The 19,690-nt window shown below is 71.7% G+C and carries 18 protein-coding genes; 6 read left to right on the top strand and 12 right to left on the bottom strand.

Translation table 11 applies throughout. The features are described 5' to 3' along the window. Positions 1–22: 22 nt before the first annotated feature. Positions 23–484, top strand: a complete 462-nt coding sequence (locus AOK23_RS09810; protein ID WP_055712357.1) for a DUF3093 domain-containing protein — start codon at positions 23–25, stop codon at positions 482–484. Between the two features lie 143 nt (positions 485–627). Here the strand turns inward: AOK23_RS09810 and AOK23_RS09805 are convergent, their stop codons facing one another. The 4 genes from AOK23_RS09805 to AOK23_RS09790 form a co-directional block, all read right to left on the bottom strand. Further along, the gene (locus AOK23_RS09805) at positions 628–1,578 is read right to left on the bottom strand and encodes a hypothetical protein (RefSeq protein ID WP_206336166.1); all 951 of its coding nucleotides are present in this window, start codon (positions 1,576–1,578) and stop codon (positions 628–630) included. 13 nt (positions 1,579–1,591) lie between these two features. Continuing rightward, a complete protein-coding gene (locus AOK23_RS09800) occupies positions 1,592–1,888 on the bottom strand; it encodes a DUF4193 domain-containing protein (RefSeq protein ID WP_003997302.1) in 297 nt (98 codons plus the stop codon). Positions 1,889–2,299: 411 nt separating this feature from the next. Next, on the bottom strand, positions 2,300–3,559 hold the full coding sequence (locus AOK23_RS09795; protein ID WP_055520739.1) for a sensor histidine kinase: 1,260 nt from the start codon (positions 3,557–3,559) through the stop codon (positions 2,300–2,302). 5 nt (positions 3,560–3,564) lie between these two features. Then, positions 3,565–4,218 (bottom strand): response regulator transcription factor, encoded by a 654-nt coding sequence (locus AOK23_RS09790; protein ID WP_009340866.1) that lies wholly within the window; start codon positions 4,216–4,218, stop codon positions 3,565–3,567. A gap of 404 nt (positions 4,219–4,622) precedes the next feature. Here AOK23_RS09790 and AOK23_RS48400 point away from each other — a divergent pair, with 404 nt between their 5' ends. Next, positions 4,623–4,796, top strand: coding sequence for a hypothetical protein (locus tag AOK23_RS48400; protein WP_167738856.1), 174 nt, complete (start codon positions 4,623–4,625; stop codon positions 4,794–4,796). A 93-nt stretch (positions 4,797–4,889) separates the two neighbouring features. Here AOK23_RS48400 and AOK23_RS09785 read toward each other — a convergent pair whose 3' ends face one another. Together AOK23_RS09785 and AOK23_RS09780 are read right to left on the bottom strand one after the other, a co-directional pair. Continuing rightward, positions 4,890–5,708 carry an inositol monophosphatase family protein gene (locus tag AOK23_RS09785; RefSeq protein ID WP_055712355.1) on the bottom strand — a complete coding sequence of 273 codons (819 nt, stop codon included), beginning with the start codon at positions 5,706–5,708 and terminating at the stop codon, positions 4,890–4,892. An 8-nt stretch (positions 5,709–5,716) separates the two neighbouring features. Further along, positions 5,717–6,844 (bottom strand): ferrochelatase, encoded by a 1,128-nt coding sequence (locus AOK23_RS09780; RefSeq protein WP_055712354.1) that lies wholly within the window; start codon positions 6,842–6,844, stop codon positions 5,717–5,719. 161 nt (positions 6,845–7,005) lie between these two features. Here AOK23_RS09780 and AOK23_RS09775 point away from each other — a divergent pair, with 161 nt between their 5' ends. The 3 genes from AOK23_RS09775 (at position 7,006) to sepH (ending at position 10,949) form a co-directional block, all read left to right on the top strand. Then, complete coding sequence (locus AOK23_RS09775) at positions 7,006–8,247, top strand: MFS transporter (protein WP_055712353.1); 1,242 nt, start codon at positions 7,006–7,008, stop codon at positions 8,245–8,247. Then, positions 8,207–9,526 (top strand): D-arabinono-1,4-lactone oxidase, encoded by a 1,320-nt coding sequence (locus tag AOK23_RS09770; protein ID WP_055712352.1) that lies wholly within the window; start codon positions 8,207–8,209, stop codon positions 9,524–9,526. The genes AOK23_RS09775 and AOK23_RS09770 overlap by 41 nt, the downstream gene beginning before the upstream one ends. A gap of 403 nt (positions 9,527–9,929) precedes the next feature. Then, the gene (sepH, locus tag AOK23_RS09765) at positions 9,930–10,949 is read left to right on the top strand and encodes a septation protein SepH (RefSeq protein ID WP_055712351.1); all 1,020 of its coding nucleotides are present in this window, start codon (positions 9,930–9,932) and stop codon (positions 10,947–10,949) included. 183 nt (positions 10,950–11,132) lie between these two features. Here the strand turns inward: sepH and AOK23_RS09760 are convergent, their stop codons facing one another. Continuing rightward, positions 11,133–11,960, bottom strand: coding sequence for a sulfurtransferase (locus AOK23_RS09760; RefSeq protein ID WP_055712350.1), 828 nt, complete (start codon positions 11,958–11,960; stop codon positions 11,133–11,135). A gap of 326 nt (positions 11,961–12,286) precedes the next feature. On the opposite strand from AOK23_RS09760, the gene AOK23_RS09755 reads away from it, so the two are divergent. Beyond that, entirely contained in the window at positions 12,287–13,087 is an 801-nt protein-coding gene (locus AOK23_RS09755) for a VOC family protein (protein ID WP_055712349.1), read from the top strand. A gap of 95 nt (positions 13,088–13,182) precedes the next feature. On the opposite strand, the gene AOK23_RS09750 is transcribed toward AOK23_RS09755, so the two are convergent. The 5 genes from AOK23_RS09750 to AOK23_RS09730 all read right to left on the bottom strand — a co-directional run bounded on the left by AOK23_RS09750 (position 13,183) and on the right by AOK23_RS09730 (position 19,568). Further along, complete coding sequence (locus tag AOK23_RS09750) at positions 13,183–13,830, bottom strand: thymidine kinase (RefSeq protein WP_055520731.1); 648 nt, start codon at positions 13,828–13,830, stop codon at positions 13,183–13,185. Between the two features lie 62 nt (positions 13,831–13,892). Beyond that, positions 13,893–15,080, bottom strand: coding sequence for an alkaline phosphatase family protein (locus tag AOK23_RS09745; protein ID WP_055712348.1), 1,188 nt, complete (start codon positions 15,078–15,080; stop codon positions 13,893–13,895). Continuing rightward, positions 15,080–15,667 (bottom strand): DUF5998 family protein, encoded by a 588-nt coding sequence (locus AOK23_RS09740; protein ID WP_055712374.1) that lies wholly within the window; start codon positions 15,665–15,667, stop codon positions 15,080–15,082. The genes AOK23_RS09745 and AOK23_RS09740 overlap by 1 nt, the downstream gene beginning before the upstream one ends. Positions 15,668–16,010: 343 nt before the next feature. Beyond that, entirely contained in the window at positions 16,011–16,448 is a 438-nt protein-coding gene (locus AOK23_RS09735; protein ID WP_157877985.1) for a hypothetical protein, read from the bottom strand. A 171-nt stretch (positions 16,449–16,619) separates the two neighbouring features. Then, entirely contained in the window at positions 16,620–19,568 is a 2,949-nt protein-coding gene (locus AOK23_RS09730) for a bifunctional acetate--CoA ligase family protein/GNAT family N-acetyltransferase (protein WP_055712346.1), read from the bottom strand. Positions 19,569–19,690 lie beyond the last annotated feature (122 nt).

The raw sequence follows: 19,690 nt of genomic DNA, 5'->3' as shown, positions 1-19,690 counted from the left end.
TCCCCGTGCCAAGCTTGACGCCATGCAGCTCTCCGCCTCGCCGTACGAAGAACGCCTCACCGCGCCCCGTTCGTGGTGGCTGGTCTGCCTCTTGGTCGGCGTCTCCATGGCCCTGATCCTGTTGCCCTTCGGCACCCTGCCGCTCCTCGGCGGTCTGGCGGGCGGCACCGCCGCAGCGGCGGTCGTGGCCAGCTCCTACGGCTCGGTCCGCATCCGCGTGGTCGGGGGCGCCCTGATCGCGGGCGAGGCGAAGATCCCGGTGAGCGCGCTCGGTGAGCCGGAGGTCCTCGACGCCGAGGAGGCGCGGGCCTGGCGCACGTACAAGGCCGACACCCGGGCGTTCATGCTGCTGCGCGCCTACATCCCGGGCGCCCTGCGCATCCCGGTCACGGACCCGGCCGACCCGACGCCGTACCTGTATCTGTCGACCCGGCAGCCGCAGCGGCTGATCGCCGCCCTGGAGGCGGCCAGGGCAGCGGCGTAGCCGCGGCGTCGGCTTCCCCGCCACCACCGATTTCTCGTCTGATTTCTCGCCTGATTCTTACGGTCGGCGACAGTCGCCGGGGGTGACGGGTTCGCGGACTTGTTCCGGGGGTCGGTGGGTTGCCACGTCTCGCAGGGCCGCGGTCAGTCCTCGTCGGGGTTCTGCGGCAGCTCGGCCACCGCCACGGGGTCCGTCGGCTTCTCCAGCGCCGGGAGGTCCGGCAGCGCCTCCCAGGGCACCTGGGTCCGCCGCAGGTCCTTGCGGACGCGCTGGGCGAGGTGCTTGGTGTCCCGGCGGTTCATGACGGCGCCGACGGCGGCCCCGACCAGGAACGGCATGAGGTTCGGCAGGTTGCGCACCATGCGCTTCATGATCTGCTGGCGCAGCTGCCGCTTCAGCTGTCCGCCGAGCGCCGCGTCGATCGTCGTGGGCCTGGTCACGTCGATCCCGCGCTCACCGGACCAGGAGTCGAGGTAGGCGGTGCTGCGCTGCCGGAGGTTGCCGGGCGGTCGTACCCCGTACACCTCGTGCAGCTCGGCGATGAGTTTCAGCTCGATCGCGGCGACGCCGGTGATCTCGGCGGCCAGCTCCGCGGGCATGGCCGGCGGTGTGGGCAGCATGGCGGCGGCCCCGACCCCGGCGCCCACGGTGGAGGACGCGTTCGCGGCGCCCGCCACGAGCTTGTCGGCGAGCTGCTCGGGCCCGAGGCCCGGGAACTGGGCGCGCAGGGTCGCGAGGTCCCGTAGGGGGATCCTCGGGGCCATGTCGATGATCCGGTCGGTGAGGTACGCGAGCCCTGCCCGCGCGCGGTCACCGCTCTTGCGGGCCCCGACGCTCAGGCCCTGTCTGACGCTCGCCCGGACGACCGCCGCGCGCCTTCTGGCGACCGGCGCCGGAGTGTCCACCGGTACGGGCAGGCGTCCCTGCTCATCCGTGGCGCCCCCCGACGCCGTGTCCGACGTACGTTCGAGCGAGGCCGCTCCAGGATCGGAGGAGCCCCGCTCGTCATCACGCACGCCGTCAGGGCCGCTGTACGGCCCATGGTCCGCCCCCTTGCGGAAGCGGCGCTTCCAAGGAGGGGTCGAGCCAGTCACGGCCGACCCTGCCTCAGTCGCAGTCGCGGCAGATCGGCTGACCGTTCTTCTCGCGGGCCAGCTGGCTGCGGTGATGCACCAGGAAGCAGCTCATGCAGGTGAACTCGTCCTGCTGCTTGGGCAGGACGCGGACGGCCAGTTCCTCGTTCGAGAGGTCGGCGCCCGGCAGTTCCAGGCCCTCGGCGGCCTCGAACTCGTCGACGTCCACCGAGGAGGTCGACTTGTCGTTCCGGCGCGCCTTGAGTTCTTCCAGGCTGTCCGAATCGACGTCGTCGTCGGTCTTGCGTGGGGTGTCGTAATCCGTTGCCATGTCGCTCTCCCCCTCTGGGTGTCTGCGGTGTCTCCAGCGCACTAACGCGTGAGAGGCCGGACTTGTGCCCGACCTGAGGCGGAGATTTTGCCTCACATCAAGGTCTGTTACTCAATCGACACCCAACCGGACCCCTCAAGAGTGATCGGCTTGGATGGCGAACCGGACCGTACACGGTCCTCAGGCTGCTTTCAAAGGCGCCTCAGCATGTACTTCCCGTGATCTCAACCCCCGAAAACCCGGATGTTCCCGGCGTTCCGACAGGCACATGATCACGCTTAGTAGATGGCTGAATATTCGCCCATGTGATCGATCACACATTGGTCGTGCGCGACTGTTCTGATCAGAACTCATGGGCCCTCCGGGAAATTCCGCGTGAAGCGAACATGTCCCGGAAGCCGGCACATTTTCTCAGACGGGCAGGGTCACGCGCATCACCAGCCCGCCCCCTTCACGTGGCTGGGCGGCGATGTGGCCGCCGTGCGCGCGGGCCACGGACCGGACGATCGACAGGCCGAGGCCCACGCCCTTGTCGCTTCCCGTGCGCTCCGTCCGCAGCCGCCGGAACGGTTCGAAGATGTTGTCGATCTCGTACGCCGGCACCACGGGGCCGGTGTTCGTGACCACGAGGACCGCCTGGCCCTGCTGGAGCTCCGTCGTCACCTCGACCCAGCCGCCCGGCCCCGGCACGTTGTACCGGACGGCGTTCTGGACGAGGTTCAGCGCGATCCGCTCCAGCAGGACGCCGTTGCCCTGGACGACCGCAGGAGCCCGCTCGCCGCGGATCTCCACCTTCTTGGCGTCCGCCTCGGCGTGCACCTGGTCGACGGCCTGGGAGGCGACCTCGGCGAGGTCCACGGGCTTGCGCTCGACGATCTGGTTGTCGCTGCGGGCGAGCAGCAGCAGCCCCTCGACGAGCTGCTCGCTGCGCTCGTTGGTGGCCAGCAGGGTCTTGCCCAGCTGTTGCAGCTCCGCGGGCGCGTTCGGATCGGAGAGGTGCACCTCCAGCAGCGTGCGGTTGATCGCCAGGGGGGTGCGCAGCTCGTGCGAGGCGTTGCCGACGAAGCGCTGCTGGGCCGTGAAGGCCCGTTGGAGCCGCTCCAGCATGTCGTCGAAGGTGTCCGCCAGCTCCTTCAGCTCGTCGTCCGGCCCGTCCAGCTCGATACGGCGGGAGAGGTCCGACCCGGCCACCGCGCGCGCGGTGCGCGTGATGCGGCCGAGCGGTGCGAGCACCCGGCCCGCCATCGCGTAGCCGAAGGCGAACGCGATCACGGCGAGCCCCAGCAGGGCCAGCAGCGAGCGGCTGAGCAGGGCGTCCAGGGCGGCCCGGCGCTGGTCGTCGATGCAGTTGGCGATCGCCGCGTTGAAGTCGGTGAGCGGGACGTTGACCGACGAGTCGGCGTCGACGGCGGGGCACTGCTCGCTGGAGACGCTGATGCGATCGCCGCCGACGATCTTGAACAGTGGCTGGTTGCCGGTGTTGATCGCCTGGGCGGCCAGCAGATAGATGATCGACAGCAGCAGGATGCCGGCGATCAGGAACATGCCGCCGTACAGCAGCGTGAGCCGTATGCGGATGGTCGGGCGCAGCCACGGGAACGGGACCTGCGGCCGCTGGGGGTCCCAGGTGGGCTTGGGCGGAGCTGCGGGGGGTGCCGGGGTCGTGGCCATGGCGATCAGATCCGGTAGCCGGAGCCGGGCACGGTGACGATCACCGGTGGCTCGCCGAGCTTGCGGCGCAGCGTCATGACGGTGACGCGGACGACGTTGGTGAACGGGTCGGTGTTCTCGTCCCAGGCCTTCTCCAGCAGCTGCTCCGCGGAGACGACGGCGCCCTCGCTGCGCATCAGCACCTCCAGGACCGCGAACTCCTTGGGCGCGAGCTGGACCTCCTTGCCGTCGCGGAAGACCTCGCGGCGGTTGGGGTCGAGCTTGATCCCGGCGCGCTCCAGGACCGGCGGCAGGGGCACGCTCGTCCGCCGGCCGAGGGCCCGCACGCGCGCGATCAGCTCACTGAAGGCGAACGGCTTGGGCAGATAGTCGTCGGCGCCGATCTCCAGGCCCTCGACGCGGTCGCTGACGTCGCCGGACGCGGTGAGCATCAGCACGCGCGTGGGCAGGCCCAGCTCGACGAGCTTGCGACAGACGTCGTCGCCGTGGACGAGGGGGAGGTCGCGGTCGAGGACGACCACGTCGTAGTCGTTGACGCCGATGCGCTCCAGGGCGGCCGCTCCGTCGTACACGACGTCGACGGCCATGGCCTCCCGGCGCAGTCCGGTGGCCACCGCATCGGCGAGCAGCTGCTCGTCCTCGACGACGAGTACGCGCACGTCGCTTGTCCTTCCTGTGTCCACCCGCGTAGCGCGCCGAAGGCGCACACAGGCAGGGTGTTCGTGGGTGTGTGACCTCCATCCTGCCTTTTTCGGCCGTAAGTCGGCGGTAAGGCGATCTCCTGCCCGGAGCCGACCGGGAATGCGGGATTTTTTCGTCCGGTTGAGGTTTCCGTCCGAGACGGCGAGGGGAGGACAGGCTTTACACCCCGCGATCACGCTCTGCTTGTGCCGCACCACCATGCGGTACACGGCGATCCGCTTTCCGCAGAGCGGGCGTGGGTGTCCGGCACCGACGCCGCCCGGCACGGGTGGCGCTGGGCATCCACAAGAAGCGTGATCGTCCCTTCCGAACCGGCACACCCCCGTGCCATCGACCCACGACCAGGACGAGGGGGCGCAGCATGGACGCATTCACCGCAGGACTTCTGCAGCGCATAAGGGCGACCGAGTCCGACCTGACCAGGGCTCGTGACGAGGGCGACGACTTCCTCGTCGAAGTGGAGCAGGCCGAGCTCGACGACCTGCACCGCCTCGCCGCCGACCACGGTGTGGAGGTCGGCGCGTTCAGCGTCTGATCCGGACCCACGCGAACGACAGCGGGACCCCAGGCAGCCGGCCTGGGGTCCCGCTCTTTTGTGTGCCGCTTACGCGTGCCGCCGCCGGCCCGCTCAGTCGTGCCAGGCGCCGAGCTCCTCCAGGCGGGTCTGGAGGGCCTCGAAGAGGCCGGGTGGGGCGGCGATGGTCAGGTCGGGTGAGAGGGGCTGTCCGGGGCGTCCACCGGTCAGGGCGCCCGCCTCCCGGGCGATGAGGTCGCCCGCCGCGTAGTCCCAGGCGTTCAGGCCGCGCTCGTAGTACGCGTCCAGGCGGCCCACGGCGACGTCGCACAGGTCGATCGCGGCCGAGCCGCCGCGGCGGATGTCGCGGACCTCGGGGATCAGCTCGCGCAGCACGTCGGCCTGCCTGGCCCGGCGCTCGGCGCGGTAGCCGAAGCCCGTGCCGACCAGGGCCAGCGCGGGGGCGGGGGCGGGCCGCACGCGCGCGGGGCGGTCGTTCACGTACGCGCCCTCGCCGAGGACCGCGCGGTAGGTCTCGCCGCGCACGGGGGCGTGGACCACGCCGACGACCGTCTCGCCGTCCACGCGGGCCGCTATGGACACGGCCCAGCTCGGCAGGCCGTACAGGTAGTTGACGGTGCCGTCGATCGGGTCGATCACCCACTGGACACCGCTGGTGCCCTCGACGCTGGCGCCCTCCTCGCCGAGCACGCCGTCGTGCGGCCTGCGCTCGGCCAGCAGGCCGGTGATCAGCTTCTCGGAGGCGATGTCCATCTCGGTGACGACGTCGACCGCGCTGGACTTGGTGGCGGCCACCCCGAGGTCCTCGGGTCGGCCGTCGTGGAGGAAGGCGCCCGCGCGGTGGGCCGCCTCCAGGGCGATCTCCAGCAGTTCGGCCTTGAGCCCGTCCGGGTGGTTCGGCTGGTCGTTCACGGTGCTCCTCACGCGTACGGGCTGTCGGCGCCCGCGGCGGCGGGCTTCGGGGCGCGGGCCGGGCAGCAGCCGACCGGGCAGAGTTGGTGGCTCGCGCCGAGGGCGCCGAGGGCGCAGGGCGTCACGTCCTGGCCCCGCTCGACGGCGGCGCGCTCCAGGACCAGGTCGCGGATCGCGGCGGCGAAGCGCGGGTCGGCGCCCACGGTGGCCGAGCGGCGCACCGGCAGTCCCAGCTCCTCGCCCTTGGCCATGGCCTCGGTGTCGAGGTCGTACAGGACCTCCATGTGGTCCGAGACGAACCCGATGGGCGCCATCACGACGGCCGGGGCGCCGGACCCGCTCAGCTCCTCCAGGTGGTCGCAGATGTCGGGCTCCAGCCACGGGATGTGCGGGGCCCCCGAACGGGACTGGTAGACGAGCTGCCAGGGGTGCTCCACGCCGGTCCGCTCGCGCACGGCCTCCACGATGAGCCGGGAGACGTCCAGGTGCTCCTCGACGTAGGCGCCGCCCCCGCCGTGCCCCTCGACCGGGCCGGAGGTGTCCGCCGACGCGTTCGGGATGGAGTGCGTGCAGAAGGCGATGTGCGCGCCGTCGCGGACGTCCTCGGGGAGGTCGGCGAGGGACTCGACCACCCCGTCGATCATGGGCTCCAGGAAGCCCGGGTGGTTGAAGTAGTGCCGGATCTTGTCGATCCTCGGCAGCTCCAGGCCCTCGGCCTCCAGGGCGGCGAGCGAGTCGGCGAGGTTCTCGCGGTACTGGCGGCAGCCCGAGTAGGAGGCGTAGGCGCTGGTGGCGAGGACCAGGATGCGACGGCGGCCGTCGGCGACCATCTCGCGCAGGGTGTCGGTGAGGTAGGGCGCCCAGTTGCGGTTGCCCCAGTAGATCGGCAGGTCCAGGCCGTGCTCGGCGAAGTCCTTGCGGAGGGCGTCGAGGAGGGCGCGGTTCTGGTCGTTGATGGGGCTGACCCCGCCGAACCGGAAGTAGTGCTCGCCGACTTCCTTGAGACGTTCCTTGGGGATACCGCGCCCCCGCGTCACGTTCTCCAGGAAGGGGATCACGTCGTCCGGGCCCTCCGGGCCGCCGAACGAGAGCAGGAGCAGGGCGTCGTAGGGGGTGGCGTCGTGCGCGTGTGGCATGGGTCGATCCTGCCACCCGGCACCGACGGGCGGGATTCCGGCCCGTTTTCGGAGATGACTTAGGTTTGCCTGACCCGTAAGCTGTATCGGCTGCCTTCACGCCTTACAGCACCGGCCAGGGACCGGTTCCCTCCGCTTCCCGCACCTTTCGGAGACCCGCCGTGCCCAGCCCGTACACCGCTCTGTTCGCCGCGCCCGGCACCAAGGGCTTCACCGCCGCGGGCTTCATCGGCCGTATGCCGCTGTCGATGATGGGCATCGGCGTGGTCACGATGATCTCGCAGCTCACGGGGCGGTACGGCCTCGCCGGCGCCCTGTCGGCGACCATCGCGCTGTCCGCCGCCGTGCTCGGCCCGCAGATCTCCCGCCTGGTGGACCAGTACGGGCAGCGGCGGGTGCTGCGCCCGGCGACGCTCGTCGCGCTGACCGCGGCCGCGGGGCTGCTGTGCGCCGCGCACTTCGGCTGGCCGGACTGGGTGCTGTACGTGTGCTCGGCCGGCATCGGCTGCGTGCCGAGCCTCGGCGCGATGACCCGGGCACGCTGGGCGGCCCTGTACCGGGGCACTCCGCGGCTGCACACCGCCTATTCGTTCGAGTCCGTGGTGGACGAGGTCTGCTTCATCTTCGGGCCGATCATCTCCATCGGCCTGTCGACGGCGTGGTTCCCGGAGGCCGGGCCGCTGCTCGCCGCCTGCTTCCTCGCGGTCGGCGTGTTCTGGCTGACCTCCCAGCGGGCCACCGAGCCCGCCCCGCACCCGCGCGGGCAGCAGGGACGCGGCCGTTCCGCGCTGCGCTCGCCCGGACTGCAGGTGCTGGTGGCCACGTTCGTGGCGACCGGGGCGATCTTCGGGGCCGTCGACGTGGTCACCGTGGCCTTCGCCGAGGAGCAGGGCCACAAGGCCGCCGCGAGCGTCGTCCTGGCCGTCTACGCGGCCGGGTCCTGCCTCGCCGGCGTCGTGTTCGGACTGATGCGGTTCTCCGGGGCGGCCGAGCTTCGCTGGCTGCTGGGCGTCTGCGGCATGGCCGTGAGTATGATCCCCCTCCTACTGGTCGGAAACTTGCCGTTTCTGGCCGTGGCGCTCTTCGTCGCGGGGCTGTCCATCGCACCCACGATGATCACGACGATGTCCCTGATCGAAGAGCACGTACCACGCGCGCAACTGACCGAGGGCATGACCTGGGTGAGCACCGGACTCGCGGTCGGCGTCGCGCTCGGCTCCTCCGTGTCCGGCTGGGTGATCGACGCAGCCGGGGCGGACGCCGGGTACGGGGTTCCGGCGGTGTCCGGTGCCGTCGCGGTCGCGGTCGGTTTTCTTGGGTACCGCCGGCTGCGCAGGCCGGCACCGGAGCGGGGAGGGCCCCATGAGCACCACAGTGATCGGCAAGAGCGGCACGTGGCGTAACTGGGCGGGGAACGTGACCGCCCGGCCCGTACGGGAGGTCACCCCTGCCACCGTCGAGGAACTCGCCGCGGCGGTGCGCCGGGCCGCCGAGGACGACCTCAGGGTGAAGGCCGTCGGCACGGGGCACTCCTTCACGGCCGCCGCCGCGACCGACGGCGTATTGATCCGCCCTCAACTGTTGACGGGCATACGCAACATCGATCGTGACGCCATGACCGTCACGGTGGGCGCGGGCACTCCGCTCAAGAGACTCAATGTGGCGCTCGCGCGCGAGGGCCTGTCGCTCACGAACATGGGCGACATCATGGAGCAGACGGTCTCCGGGGCCACCAGTACCGGCACCCACGGCACGGGCCGCGAGTCCGCCTCGATCGCCGCCCAGATCAAGGGACTTGAGCTGGTCACCGCGGACGGCTCGATCCTCACCTGTTCCGCCACGGAGAACGCGGACGTCTTCGCGGCCGCCCGCGTCGGCATCGGCGCGCTCGGCATCGTCACCGCGATCACCTTCGCCGTGGAGCCGATCTTCCTGCTCACGGCCCGCGAGGAGCCGATGCCGTTCGAGAAGGTGCTGGCCGAGTTCGACGAACTGCACGCCGAGAACGAGCACTTCGAGTTCTACTGGTTCCCGCACACCGGCAACACCAACACCAAGCGCAACAACCGCAGCGCCGGCCCGGAGAAGCCCGTCCCTCAGCTGAACAGCTGGTTCGAGGACGAGTTCCTCTCCAACGGCGTCTTCCAGGTGGCCAACCTGGTCGGCCAGGCCGTGCCCGCCACCATCCCGACGATCGCCCAGATCTCCAGCCGCGCCCTGTCCGCGCGCAGCTACACCGACATCCCCTACAAGGTCTTCACCTCTCCGCGCCGGGTGCGCTTCGTGGAGATGGAATACGCCGTTCCGCGTGAGGCCCTGGTGGACACACTGCGTGAACTCAAGGCGATGGTCGATCGCTCCAACCTCCGCGTCAGCTTCCCGGTGGAGGTCCGCACCGCGCCGGCCGACGACATCACCCTCTCCACCGCCTCCGGCCGGGACAGCGCCTACATCGCCGTCCACATGTTCAGGGGTACGCCCTATCAGGCGTACTTCACGGCCGCCGAGCGGATCTTCACGGCGCACGAGGGGCGCCCGCACTGGGGCAAGGTGCACACACGGGACACGGACTACTTCGCCAAGGTCTACCCCCGCTTCGGCGAGTTCACCGCCCTGCGCGACCGGCTCGACCCCGAACGGCGTTTCCAGAACGACTACTTGCGCCGCGTCCTCGGCGCGTAGCCGGGCGGCCGGTGCCGGTGATCGCGTGACGACCTCCCCCTACCCGGCGTGACGAAAGGGCCCTCCCCTGCGGCCGATTGCCGTCTCTCACCAGAAGTCGAGCGGCGTGCCGATCCACGCAAGTGGCCCGAATGGAGTACTGTTGCGAGCCCTGGGTCCGGACTCCCGCCAGGGTGTCCGGGGCCCACGAGGACCGCCGGGAGGGGGATCGTTGCACAGGGTGATGAGGTTCGTCACTTAGCGTTGCGAATAGGTAACCGTGCCATAACGGCGGCCTCGGGCCCACGCCCGACACGCCGGGCAACTCGGCAAGGTTGTGGCAGGCTGCACCCGGGCAGGCCACACTCGACTAGCGGAAGCAGCGACGCACGTGACGTCGGCAGGCACCACCCGGGAGGTCCCCATGCCCGAACTGCGTGTCGTGGCCGTCTCCAATGACGGCACACGGCTGGTGCTGAAGGCTGCCGATTCCACGGAGTACACGCTTCCGATCGACGAGCGCCTGCGTGCCGCCGTGCGCGGCGACCGTCCCCGTCTCGGCCAGATCGAGATCGAGGTCGAGAGCCATCTCCGTCCCCGTGACATCCAGGCGCGTATACGTGCGGGTGCCACGGCCGAGGAGGTCGCGCAGCTCGCCGGTATCCCCGTCGACCGGGTGCGCCGGTTCGAGGGGCCGGTACTGGCCGAGCGCGCCTTCATGGCCGAGCGGGCACGCAAGACCCCGGTCCGCCGCCCCGGCGAGAACGCCGCAGGCCCGCAGCTCGGCGAGGCCGTCCAGGAACGGCTGTTGATCCGCGGCGCCGAGAAGGACACCGTCCAGTGGGACTCGTGGCGCCGCGACGACGGCACCTGGGAGGTCCTGCTGGTGTACCGGGTCGCGGGCGAACCGCACTCGGCGAGCTGGACGTACGACCCGCCCCGGCGGCTGGTCCAGGCCGTCGACGACGAGGCGCGCTCCCTGATCGGCGAGTCCGACGATCTGGGCGCGCCCGAACCGAGCTTCCCGTTCGTGCCGCGGATCGCCCGGCTGCCCCGCGACCGCCAGGCGGAACGTCCCGTCCTGCCGGCCGTGACACCGGAGTCCGACGAGGAGAGCGTGAGCGAGCGCGACTCGCTCACGAGCATCCTGGAGGCCGTTCCCAGCTACCGGGGCGACCTGGTGGTGCCCGAACTGCCCGCCGCCGAACCGCAGGACGAGTCCGTCGAGGAGGTGGACGAGGAGTCCGCCGCCCCCGCGGCCTCGGCCGGTTCCGCCTACGCGGACGTCCTCATGCCGCCGCGGTCGGTCAACGGCCACCGCGACCGGCTCATCGGCTCCACGGACCGCCAGGCCGAGGCCGACGGCGTACGACCGGGTCGGCGCGCGGCGGTGCCCAGCTGGGACGAGATCGTGTTCGGCACGCGCCGCAAGAAACAGGAGTAGCGGGAAACAGCGGTAGGAGGTGGGGGTCGGCGGCTGCGAGCAGGAACGGTCGTGCATGCCGATCCGTTTCTGCTTTCTTCTGCTTCCGGTTCTTCTTCCATGGGTGGGGGTTCGGTCTCTCATACGTGTGTGGGGCCCGCGTCGTTCAGACGCGGGCCCCATGGCATGCCTGTCAGCGGTGGGTCACTGGGGGTCGGGTCCGGTGGCGACCGGGCGGCCGCCGTCGCGGGACCACTCCGACCAGGAGCCGACGTACAGGGCGGCCGGGATGCCCGCCACGGCCAGGGCGAGCACCTGGTGGGCGCCGGAGACGCCCGAGCCGCAGTACACGCCGACCTCCGTGTCCCCGGTCGCGCCGAGTGCCTTGAAACGGTCGGCGAGTTCGGCGGCGGAACGGAAGTGACCGGATGCGGTCACGTTCTCGGTGGTGGGTGCGGACACGGCGCCCGGGATGTGGCCGCCGACCGGGTCGATGGGCTCCACGTCGCCGCGGTAGCGCTCGGCGGCCCGCGCGTCGAGGAGCAGACCACCGCGGGCGAGCGCCGCGGCGCCGTCCGCGTCGAGCAACGGGAGGGCGCCCGGGGCGGGGGTGAAGGTTCCCGGCTCGGGGTCGGGGAGTTCGGCCGTCACCGGGCCGTCCCAGGCCGTGAGACCGCCGTCGAGGACACGCACCGAGGGGTGGCCCGACCAGCTCAGCAGCCACCAGGCGCGCGCGGCGGCCCAGTTGAGGCCGCCGTCGTAGACGACGACCGGGCGGTCGGCGGACACCCCGGCCGCCCGCATCGCCGCGCCGAAGGTCTCGGGGTCCGGCAGCGGGTGGCGGCCGGCCGCGCCCGCCGGGCCGGCGAGTTCGGCGTCCAGGTCGACGAAGACGGCCCCCGGGAGGTGCGCCTTGTCGTACTCGGGCCGCAGGTTCGGGCCGCCCAACTGCCAGCGCACGTCCAGCAGGACCGGCGGGCGGGGGCCGGCCAGCTCCTCGGCGAGCTCGGATGCGGTGATGATGGCGTTCATGGCCCCATCCTCGCGCACGGGGTGGCCCCTTCGCCCGGGTCCGGCTACTCTGCCCGCCGGACGGTTCCGATCACCGCGCGTACGGGGTCGGACACATGCCGTACAGTCGACGGCCACCACACGTCCTGCCCCGCGGAAAGCGGCGCGTCACGGTCGACCGCGTCCCGTCGCGTACGTACGTGCGCCAGGGCGCGGCGGTGCGGCGCAAACGCCGGGCACCACGGGTGGTGCGAGCATCGGCACGGGGCGTGATCGCGGGTGGACGCGGTACACGTGTACGGCGGGGCGGACGGACGCGGCCGCGAGGGGCCGAGGAGAGAGTGACGATGACCGACGCACGGGGGTCGATCGGCCCGAACGGTGGGGCGTACCCACCGGGCACGCCCTGCTGGGTGAGCCTGATGGTGCACGGGATGGCCGCGACCCAGGAGTTCTACGGAGCGCTGTTCGGTTGGGAGTTCCAGCCCGGTCCGCAGCAGCTCGGCCTGTATGTGCGGGCGCTGCTCGACGGGCGTGAGGTGGCGGGGATCGGGCAGCTGCCGCCGGACCGGCACCTTCCGATCGCATGGACGCCGTACTTCGCCTCCGACGACGTGGATCTGACGGCGGCGACCGTGCGGCACTGCGGTGGGACCGTCGGGGTCGGGCCGCTGGACGCCGGGGAGGCGGGGCGCCTCGCGATCGGCTCGGATCCCACGGGTGCCGTCTTCGGCATCTGGCAGGCGGCGGCGCACCTCGGCAGGGACATCACCGGTGTGCCGGGCACCCCCGCGTGGGACGAGCTGCTCACCTATGACACGGAGGGCGTCGCCAAGTTCTACGAGGTGGCCTTCGGCTACGAGGAGAGACCGGTGGCGTCCCCCGACCCCGACACCGACCATGTCACCCTCCACATCAAGGGCCGCCCCGTCGCCGGCATCCATGGCGTGGGCGCCGCGCTCCCCCGTGACCGCGGCCCGCACTGGCTGACGTACTTCGAGGCCACCGACACCGACGAGGCGGCCCAGCGGGTCCTCGCCCTCGGCGGCCATGTCCTCACCCCGCCCGATGACACCCCGCAGGGCCGTGTGGCCACCGTGGCGGATCCGGAGGGGGCAGTCTTCGCGCTGGTGCACATGGAGCGCTGAGGTTCGGAGCGCGGGGGTGCCGGGACGGGCGTGCGCGGGTGGTGAGGCGCGGGCCCGAGGGTGACCTTCGCGCGGAAGCGGCCGCGGGGGGCGGCTCAGGCCGTCTCGACCGGGAGGACGTCCGGGGAGAGGGCTCCCGCGTGGGCCGTCGCGGCGGTCATGCGCCGGCGGTGGTGGCGACGGCAGAGCACCTCGTAGCCGATGTCGTCGGGCTGGTTGACGTCGCCCACGACGACCTGGGCGCCCTCGACGACCATGTGGCCGCCTATGGTGCGGGCGTTGTGGGTGGCGCGGGCGCCGCACCAGCAGAGGGCCTCGACCTGGAGGACCTCCACACGGTCGGCGAGCTCGACCAGCCGCTGGGAGCCGGGGAAGAGCTTGGAGCGGAAGTCGGTGGTGATGCCGAAGGCGTACACGTCGAGGCCCAGGTCGTCCACGACGCGGGCGAGTTGGTCGATCTGCTCGGGCGCGAGGAACTGGGCCTCGTCGGCGATGACGTAGTCCGCGCGGCGTCCCTGGGAGAGGTGGTCGACGAGGTACGCGTAGAGGTCCTGGCCGTCCTCGACCTCGACCGCGTCGGTGACCAGGCCGAGGCGGGAGGAGAGCTTGCCCTGGCCCGCGCGGTCGTCGCGCGTGAAGATCATGCCCTGGAGGCCCCGCGCCGAGCGGTTGTGCTCTATCTGGAGGGCCAGCGTCGACTTCCCGCAGTCCATGGTTCCGGAGAAGAACACCAGCTCGGACATGGTGAGGTGAGCACCTTTCGGCAAAGGAGGGCAGCGGAACGGTCGGGGTGTGCGGCGGGACGTCAGGAGCGTACTTCGAGGAGCGGGACCAGTTGTTCCGCCGGGGTCATCGAGCCGTGGTTGCCGACCATCGCCGACTCCTTGGGCTCCCGCTCGGAGGCGATGATCAGGACGTCGTCGCGGGCGGCCGCGACCACGTCACCGATGCGGCCGTACACCCGTTCGTCCACCGTCGGCCCGAACCAGCCCGCGGCGATGGCCTCGTCCCGCGAGGCGACCCAGAACTGTTCGCCGAGAACCTCGCGCCAGCAGGTCAGGACGTCCGACTCTGCGCCCGGCACGGCGTACACATGGCGGGCGCGGCCCTCGCCGCCCAGCAGGGCGACCCCGGCGCGCAGTTCCCAGTCCTCGTCGAAGTCGATGCGGTGCTGCTCGTCGAAAGGGACGTCGATCATGCCGTGGTCGGCGGTGACGTAGAGGGCGCTGCGCGGCGGGAGTTGCTCCGCGAGCCGCTGGACGAGGCGGTCGACGCGCATGAGCTGGCCGCGCCAGGTGTCCGAGTCGAGGCCGTAGCGGTGTCCGGCGCCGTCGACCTCGGAGTAGTACGTGTAGACCAGGGCCCGGTCACCGGCGCCCAGTTGCGCGGCGGCCAGGTCCATGCGGTCCTCGGCGGAGAGGCGGCCGTGGAAGGTGCCGCCGCTCAGCGCGACCTTGGTCAGGGGGGTGTGTTCGAAGGTGGGGGACGAGACCTGCGCGGTGTGCACACCGGCCTCGTGGGCGAGCTGGAAGACCGTCGGGTACGGCTGCCACACGTGCGGTGCGGTCCAGGGCTGCCAGCGGAGCTGGTTCATCAGCTCCCGGGTCTCGGGGTCGCGGACCGTGTAGCCGGGGAGCCCGTGCGCGCCCGGTGGCAGTCCGGTGCCCACGGAGGCCAGGGAGGTCGCCGTGGTGGCGGGGTAGCCGGCGGTGATGGGGCGGCCGGTGCCGCCGCGCGAGGACGCCAGCAGGGACGTCATGAAGGGCGCCTCGTCGGGGTGCGTCCGCAGCTGCTCCCAGCCGAGCCCGTCGATCAGGAAGACGCAGGCACGGTCGGCCGGCGCCAGTTCCTGTATCGCGGCGGTCGTACCGGGGACCTCCATGCCCGCCGCGAGGGTGGGCAGGAGGTCGGCGAGCGAGCCGGCGCCGTACTCGGGGACGGGCGCGGAGCCGACGGCGAGGGGTTCCGGGTGGTCCCAGGTGGGCAGTGCCATCAGCGGGCGAGGTCCGCGGTCGCCTCGGAGAGGGACTGCGCGAAGGCGAGGGCCTGGCGAACGGTCTCCGGGCCGTCCCCGGCCTCGCTGACGCGCAGGCTGAGGTCGTCCGCCGTGGAGCTGCCCGTGTAGCCGTGGTCGGCCTCGCAGTTGGGGTCCCCGCAGGCGGCGGGCTCCAGGTCGATACGGGAGACGGCGCCCCAGCCGATGGTCAGGACGACCTCGCGCGGCAGGGTGCCGGGCGTGTACGACTCGGGGTTGGCGACGACCCGGCTGACCACGACCGAGGAGATCCGGCCGAGCTTCACCGACTCGGTGGACGTGGTGGCGTAGGGCGTCGGCGACGTGCTGTCCGCGGCCTGCTCGTCGGTGTGGCTGACGATGAACCGGTTGGCCGTGAGGACGAGCACGGTCACATGGCGCCGCACCTCGTTCGCGTCGAACGTCGTCTCCTGGTGGACCAGGTACGACTTGATGGCATCGCCGCCGACAGCGGCCTCCACCGCCTCGGCCACGAGAGCCGGGTAGTAGCCGCTGCGCTCGATCGCCGCACGCAGCCCCTGGGTCGTCGTACTGGTCTTGGCCATGACGTCCATCCTAGTCCGTGGGCAAGGGCGGTCCGGCTCAGTCAAGGGCATCCCGGGGGCATTCGAACAGCGGGCCGACGTGCCTTCTCGCATCCGGCGCCCGGAGCCTGCCCACGGAAGGGCGTGCGGTCACGGCACCGCGGTGGCCCTGACGGCGGGCCGCCCCCTCTGCGAGAGCGGCCCTCCTGGACCTCGGGAAAAGGTGCGCCCGCATTTCCCGAGACACCGGAAGAAAGCGAATTCCGTCACCGGCAGAGCCATGGATTCTCTCCGCCGGATCCGGTCCGGGAATTCCCGGAACAGGGCTGCGGTCCCGTATATCGGGCGGGACCGCGGCCGTATTTCACCAAAACTGCCGGATGTCCGCGCCGAGCGACCAGCCGATGCCCTTGCCGTCGTCGTACACGCGGGCCTCGAAGACCGCGTCCGCGGGCAGGTGGGTACACACGTCGCTGCCCGGCCACGGGTTGGCGCGGGCCGGCCAGTCCTCGCAGCGGATCTTCTTCACCGGCTGGGCGCCGACCTTCCACCGGAACTTCTGCGGATCGACCACCGGGCAGGCGCCGTCCTTCTTGTAGTCGACCGCGACGTACGCGTTGAAGGCGCGGTTGCTCCGGAGCTCGGTCCAGCCGTCCTCGTTCTCGGTGTAGACGCACAGCCGGCGGCCGGACTCGGCGTACGCCGTGCCGGTGACGGGGCCCGAGGTGACCATGAGCGCCGCGACGGCGACGGCGAGGAGTCCCGCCTGCCGAAGGCCACGACGCATGCGTGATGTCCGCATGACTCTCCTTCGAGTCCGTGGGGGTGGATGCGCGTCGACCGTAATTACGCGGACATTGCAAGGACAATGTATTTGAGCTTCGACTGAGGAAAAGGGGGCCTTTATGAAGGGATGATGATTGCCGCCCCGGAAAGGCGTCCGGATTACCTCCGGGTAAAGTCAGAATCGCGTTCAGTAGACCGGAAGGGTCCTCGGGCCGAGGTCGTCCCGAGCGGGCGGGCGGGCGAGCCGTACGGTGGCGCCGAGCACGCTGAGCCCGTGCGGGGCGACGACGACCGGCTCCAGGGAGACGGCCACGACCTCGGGGTGGTCGTCCACCAGCCGGGAGACCCGCAGCAGCAGTTCCTCGAGGGCACCGGTGTCGACCGGCGCCGAACCTCTCCAGCCGAAGAGGAGGGGGGCGGTCCTGATCGACCGGACCAGGGAGGCGGCGTCCCGTTCGGTTGCCGGAATGAGCCGGTGCGCCATGTCCCCGAGCAACTGCGACGCCGGTCCGGCCAGCCCGAAGGAGAGCACCGCTCCGGCCGCCGGGTCGACCACCGTCCGTACGATCGTGTCGACACCGCGCGGGGCCATGGCCTGGACGACCGGACGCAGCTCCTCCGGCCCGCCGAACAGCTCCGTCAACTCCGTGTACGCCCGCCGCAGTTGCTCCTCGTCCGCCAGGTCGAGCCGTACGCCGCCCAGGTCCGCCCGGTGCCTCAGGTGCGGGGCGGTCGTCTTCAACGCGACGGGATAGCCGAGCGCCTCGGCCGCCGCCACCGCCTCGTCGGGCGTGGGCGCGGGCCGCGCCTCCCGGACCTGGATGCCGTACCGCCCGAGCAGGGCGCAGGTGTCCTCCGCGCCGAGGGCGAGCCCCTCGTCCCGCGCGAGCAGCTCGTCGATCTGCCGCGCGGCGCCCTTCTCGTCGATGTCCTCGTACTCGGGCACCTTGCCCGGCTCCGCCGCCTCGCGCCGCCACTGCGCGTACTTCACGGCTTCGGCGAGGGCGCGGACGGCCCGCTCGGCGGCGGGATAGGCGGGGATGAGCCGGGAGTCGGCGGGCTGGACAGGGGTGAGCCGGGAGTCGGCGGACCGGGCAGTCGCGGCGGCTTCCGCCGCGAGGGGACGGGTGAAGGCGGAGGGGGATGCCGCCGGAGTGGCCGTCGCCTCGGTGGGCGGTCGTTCCACGGGGTGCCGTGTCTCCCCCTGGGCCGGGGCGGCCGGGGGCTGTGGGGCACCGTTCGTGGCGGCAGGGGTCCGGTCGCCGGCCTGGGGTGCGGTGCTCGCCGCGGCCGACAGTGCCTCGGCGAGGCCGCCCAGCTCGACATGCACGACGAGCACCGGCTTCGAGGGGGTCGCCGCCGCCGCGGAGCGCAACGCCTCGGCGAGGGCCGCGTCGTCGGGGGACGTCTCCCCCAGTGCCGGTATGGCCGTCACGACGACCGCGTCGCACGCGTCGTCGGCCAGGGCGTCCGACAGCACCCGGTGGAAGTCGTCCGCCGAGGCGGCCGTCGTCAGATCGACCGGCGGCAGCGGACGGAGCCCCTCCGCGAGGCACGCGTCATAGGTGAGCAGCCCTAGCGACTCGGAGTTGCCGAGGATCGCCACCCGCGGGCCCGCCGGGAGCGGCTGCCGGGCCAGCAGCAGCCCCGCGTCCACCAGCTCCGTGATCGTGTCGACCCGGATCACCCCCGCCTGCCGCAGCACCGCGGACACCGTGGCGTGCGGCAGCCGCGTGGCGCGCACCGCGTGGCCCTGCGGGGCCGCCCCGTGGCGTGCTCCCTGGACGACGACGAGCGGTTTGACCGCGGCGGTCCGCCGGGCGAGGCGGGTGAACTTGCGCGGGTTGCCGATGGACTCCAGGTACATCAGCACGACATCGGTGTCGGGGTCGTCGTACCAGTACTGGATGACGTCGTTGCCGGAGACGTCCGCCCGGTTGCCGGACGACACGAACGTGGACACGCCCGTCACGCCGGTCACCCCGCCCCCGCGCCGGTGCAGCCGGGACAGCAGGGCGATACCGATGGCGCCGGACTGGGCGAAGAGGCCGATGCGCCCGGAGCGCGGCATCTCCGGGGCGAGCGAGGCGTTGAGTCGTACGTCGGGGGCGGTGTTGATGATGCCGAACGCGTTCGGCCCGATGATGCGCATGCCGTACGCGCGTGCCATGCGGACGAGTTCACGCTGGCGGTCGTGCCCTTCCGGGCCGCTCTCGGCGTACCCGGCGGAGACCACCACGAGGCCCTGCACACCGTGTTCACCGCACTCGGCGACGACCTCGGGGACCTGCGCGGCGGGGACGGCCACGACGGCGAGGTCGACGGGGCCCTCGATGTCACGGACGGAGGGGTACGCCGGGACCCCGTCCAGCTCCTTCTCCCGCACGGCCTTGTTCACCGCGTAGAGCCGGCCCGCGAAGCCCGCGTCCCGGAGGTTGGCGAGCACACTGCGGCCCACGCCGCCCGGTGTGCGCCCGGCGCCGATGACGGCCACCGAGCCGGGGGCGAGGAGCCGCTGCACCGACCTGGCCTCGGCGCGCTGCTCCCGCGCGCGCTGCACGGCGAGGGATCGGTCGGTCGGCTCCAGGCCGAACTCCAGGCGTACGACGCCGTCCTCGAAGCTGCGCTTCTGCTGGTACCCGGCGTCGGTGAACACCTTGATCATCTTGCTGTTGGCGGGCAGCACCTCGGCGGCGAAGCGCCGGATGCCGCGCTCGCGGGCGACGGCGGCGATGTGTTCGAGGAGGGCGGAGGCGACGCCGCGGCCCTGGTGGGCGTCCTGGACGAGGAAGGCGACCTCCGCCTCGTCGGCGGGGGCCGAGGCGGGCATTCCGTCGGCGCCGATGCGGTCATAGCGTACGGTGGCGATGAACTCGCCGCCGACGGTGGCGGCGAGACCCACCCGATCCACGAAGTCGTGGTGCGTGAAGCGGTGGACGTCCTTGGCGGACAGGCGAGGGTACGGCGCGAAGAAGCGGTAGTACTTCGACTCGTCGGAGACCTGCTCGTAGAAGCTGACCAGACGCTCGGCGTCATCAACGGTGATGGGCCGGATGCGTGCGGTGCCGCCGTCGCGCAGCACCACGTCGGCCTCCCAGTGGGCGGGGTACTCATGCCGGTCCGACGAGGTCTGCATGGGCCCCAGAGTACGGCTCGCGTCCGACAACGGCGCGGGGCAGTCTGGGGAAACACAACAGCCGGTGCGCGGTCAGGCCGTGGGCCCGTTCCGGTGACGCTTCACGATATGGGAAACTGGTC

This window comes from Streptomyces torulosus (assembly GCF_001419765.1).
In the GTDB taxonomy this organism is placed as follows: domain Bacteria; phylum Actinomycetota; class Actinomycetes; order Streptomycetales; family Streptomycetaceae; genus Streptomyces; species Streptomyces torulosus.
This window is presented reverse-complemented; position numbering and strand designations above follow the sequence as displayed.